Source organism: Kitasatospora sp. NPDC093558 (genome assembly GCF_040683475.1).
Classification (GTDB): Bacteria; Actinomycetota; Actinomycetes; order Streptomycetales; family Streptomycetaceae; genus Kitasatospora.
In genome coordinates this window covers 1-3,489 of record NZ_JBFBDY010000638.1, presented here as the reverse complement: position 1 = coordinate 3,489, position 3,489 = coordinate 1, and the positions used below count along the sequence as shown (strand labels likewise).

Annotated in this window: 4 protein-coding genes; 1 reads left to right on the top strand and 3 read right to left on the bottom strand. The window is 74.8% G+C overall.

All coding sequences use genetic code 11. The annotated features are described in order from the left end of the window. Positions 1-354, bottom strand: a 354-nt coding sequence (locus tag AB0O00_RS32930; protein ID WP_363658068.1) for an amidase family protein, incomplete at its 3' end; no start/stop codon positions are given. Positions 355-549: 195 nt separating this feature from the next. Here AB0O00_RS32930 and AB0O00_RS32925 point away from each other — a divergent pair. Beyond that, positions 550-1,182, top strand: a complete 633-nt coding sequence (locus AB0O00_RS32925) for a hypothetical protein (protein WP_363658066.1) — start codon at positions 550-552, stop codon at positions 1,180-1,182. Here the strand turns inward: AB0O00_RS32925 and AB0O00_RS32920 are convergent. Together AB0O00_RS32920 and AB0O00_RS32915 are read right to left on the bottom strand one after the other, a co-directional pair. Beyond that, entirely contained in the window at positions 1,071-2,372 is a 1,302-nt protein-coding gene (locus AB0O00_RS32920) for a hypothetical protein (protein ID WP_363658064.1), read from the bottom strand. The two genes, AB0O00_RS32925 and AB0O00_RS32920, sit on opposite strands and share 112 nt — an antisense overlap. Beyond that, positions 2,369-3,489: acyl-CoA dehydrogenase family protein (locus tag AB0O00_RS32915; protein ID WP_363658062.1), on the bottom strand; the 1,121-nt coding region annotated here is incomplete at its 5' end. The genes AB0O00_RS32920 and AB0O00_RS32915, both read right to left, overlap by 4 nt.

The following is a 3,489-nucleotide window of genomic DNA, read 5'->3' as shown; positions in this document are numbered from 1 at the left end:
GCCGACGGCGCCGAAGGTGTGGTTGGAGGAGGTGGCGCCGAGAGAGAGCTCGTGCATGTTCGTCTTGCCGAGGACGATCGCTCCCGCCGAGCGCAGCGCCGCGACGACGGGCGCGTCGGCGCCGGGGCGGAAGCCGGTGAGCGCAGGTGTGCCGGCGGTGTTGGGCAGGCCCGCGACATGGATGTTGTCCTTGACGACGAGGCACCAGGACGGGCCGCTGCCGTGGGCATCGCGCCGGGCCGCCTCCGCGAGCGCCCCGTCGGCGTCCAGCGTGATGAAGGCGTTCAGGTGTGCGACGGCGGCGGCCCGGTCGAGCGCGGCGGAGACGATCTCGTGGGCGAGGCCCTCGGCCATGGGGTCGTCTCCTTCGGACCGGTACGTGTCGGTACGTGTCGAAGGCCGTGCTACCCCACTCGCGCCGCCGTCATGCCGGTACGCCCCGGGAGCGGCGCCGGAAGCCGCGCCGCGACGCGCACCGGTACACGTGGGGAGCGCTGCCCGGCGGAGGATCCGTCCCCAAGTCCGCTGAAGGGCAGGGACAATGGTGTGATGACGATGAATCAACTGGTGCAGCAGCAGGACGAACTCCAGGTCGAGGCGGACGAGGTGAACAAGGACCTGGGGCTGGACGAGGCGCTCGGACGGGTCGGGGATCCGGTGCGAGTGGGGAGCGCGGCACTGGGGTTGATGGTGCGCAGGGACCTGGACGTCACCGTGGTGTGCCCCCGGCTCGACGCCGGGGTGCACGAGGCGGTGGCCGGGATCGGCGCGCGGCTGGCGATGCACGAGCGCGTGCGGCAGGTGCGGTTCCGCAACGACACCGGCGCCTGGAACACCGATCCCGGCTACCCGGACGGGCTGTACCTCGGGCTGGACTACCGCTCGCCGCAGGGCCACACGTGGTCCCTGGACCTCTGGTTCGTCGACGAGCCGGAGCGCCAGCCGGACCTCGCGCACCTGCGGACGCTGCCGCAGCGGCTCACCCCCGAGGCCCGGGAGGCGATCCTGCTGATCAAGCACGCGTGGGCGCAGAGCCCCGAGTACGGCCGGAGCGTACGCAGTTGGGACGTCTACCGGTCGGTGCTGGACGACGGGGTGCGCACGGCGGCCGAGTTCGATCGGTGGCGGGCGTCCTCGTCGGCACAGGTGTCGGCACAGGCGTCGGCACAGGCGTCGGCGTAGGTGATCGAGGTGTGCGTCCGGATGAAGTCGAGCCGGGCGCGCACCTCGGCCTCGTCGCGTCCGCCGACGGCGTAGGTGACCAGGCCGGCGCCGGAGAAGCCGGAGGCCTTGAGGCGGTCGCCGGGCTTCGCGGTCGCGCGCCGGCTGATCAGCCAGTCGCGCGGCACCGCCTCGTCGTCGATCGCGGCGAGGCGTCCCGGCCTGCTGTAGTGGACGAATTCGCCGCCGGCCCGGTGCGTGCGCGGGTAGCCGGTGGTGGGGCGTTCGCCGAGGGCCAGGCGGACCATGGCCTCGTACAGGTTGACGCCGGTGAGGGCCTCGACGACCGGGACGACGCCGGCTCCGCCGTTGCGGGCGGCCACCTCGTTGAACACGAGCGCGCCGTCGGCGAGTTCGAAGACTTCGAGGTGGAGCACGGCGTCCGTGACACCGAAGGCCTTGACGACGCGGCGGGTGAACTCGGTGGCCCGTTCGACCAGTTGCGGATCGTCGACGGTGACGGAGAGCATCGGCCGGTTGTCGACGTGGGACAGGGTGCTGGTCAGGTAGCGGAAGACCACGCAGGCGAGCAACTCGCCGCGGTGCACGGCGACGTCGACGTGGAGCATCCCGCCGTCGACGAACTCCTCGGCCTGGTGCCCGCCGAGGTCGCGGCCGTCCAGCGCGGCCAGCGCGGCGCGCGAGTCGACCACGTGGATGCCGGCGGACCCGCTGCCGAGCCTGGGCTTGAGCACGATCCGCCCGTGGCGGGCGAGGAGGCCGGCCGCGTCGGCGGCGCGCTCGACGAGCCGCCAGTCGCACACCGGCAGGCCGCCCTCGGCCGCGGTGCGCTTCATCACCGACTTGTCGCGGAAGGGCAGCAGCCGGGCGGTGGACGGGCCGCGGACGCCGAGCTGCTCGCGCAGGCGGGCGCCGGGCAGCAGCAGGTTCTCGCTGAAGGCGAGCAGGTGGTCCAGGCCGACCTCCCGGTGCACCGCCCCGACGAGCGCGTCGCGCAGGGCCGTGTCGGACAGCCGGACGCCGAGGACCTCGGCGCACTCGCCGGGACGGGCCTGGCCGGCCAGGGGCGTCCGGGTGAGCAGGGTGACGCGGTAGCGGTCGGGGTCGAGGACCGGCGAGCCGTCGGGCAGCCGGAACCGGTCGTAGCCGACCCGGTCGAGCAGGAGGACGTTCTCCCGGCGGGCGGTCACCGGGGCCCCTCCGGTGCGACCGGCGAAACGACGGACGGAGGTCCGGCCAGGGCCAGGTCGGCGAGGGCGTCGGCCCACTCCTCGGCGGGGGCGTGGGGCCGCATGAACATCGTGGCCCGGACGTCCCTGGCGAGGCGGCCGAGCAGGTGCCCGGCGCGGTAACTGCCGCCCCCGCACAGCTGCATGGCGAGGTCGACGGCGTGCAGGGCGGCCCGTTCGACCACCGTCCCGGCCGCGATGCAGGCGCGCATGAGGTCGGGGCCGTGCGCGTCCGCGTCGTGGGCGTCCACGTCGAGCAGCAGGCAGCGCAGGACGCCGCGGGCCGAGGCGAGGGCGGTCTCCAGCTCCGCCAGGGCCGCCGTCGTCCCGGCGGTGCCCGTGCGCCGGCGGCCGGGTGCGCCGGGTGCGCCGGGTGTGCCGTCGCCGGCCCCGGACAGGGCGGCGAGGGCCGTCCGGTGCGCGGCCTCGGCGATGCCGAGCGGGACGCCCAGCAGCGGGGCCGCCACCCGCACCTTGCCGCCGAGGGCCCCGGTCCCGGGCCGTTCTCCCCAGTGGCCGCGGAAGCTCACCGCGTCCCCGGGCAGGCGCACCCGGTCGAACGTGACGGTGCCGCTGCCGGAGCCGCGCAGGCCGTGGCCGTCCCAGGTGTCGTGGACGTCGACTCCCTTGAGGTCTCCGGGGATCAGCACCGAGCCGATCATCGGACCGTCCGGGGTCTCCGCGCGCAGCCGGGTGTAGAAGTGGGTCGCCACGGGCGAGAGGGAGGCCATGGCCTTCCGCCCGGTGACGGTCCAGCCGCCGTCCTCGGGGACGGCGGTGGTGGCGGGGAGCCAGGCGCTCGTCCCGGGTTCGGTGACGGTGGAGCAGACGATCATGCGGCGCTCGCCGATCGCCCGGGTCCAGCGGCGTTGCGGGGTGTTCCGGCCGGGCGTGGCCGTGGCGGTGCGGGCGAAGTGCATGGACAGGGCGAGGTGCATGAATACCGCGGTGGCCACGGAGGCGTCGGCCTCGGCGAGGCGGGCGGTGACGACGCCGAGGTCGTGCACCGAGTCCAGGCCGGCTCCGCCGTCCGTGACCGGAACACAGGCGGCCAGCAGGCCGGCCGCCTCCAGGCGCC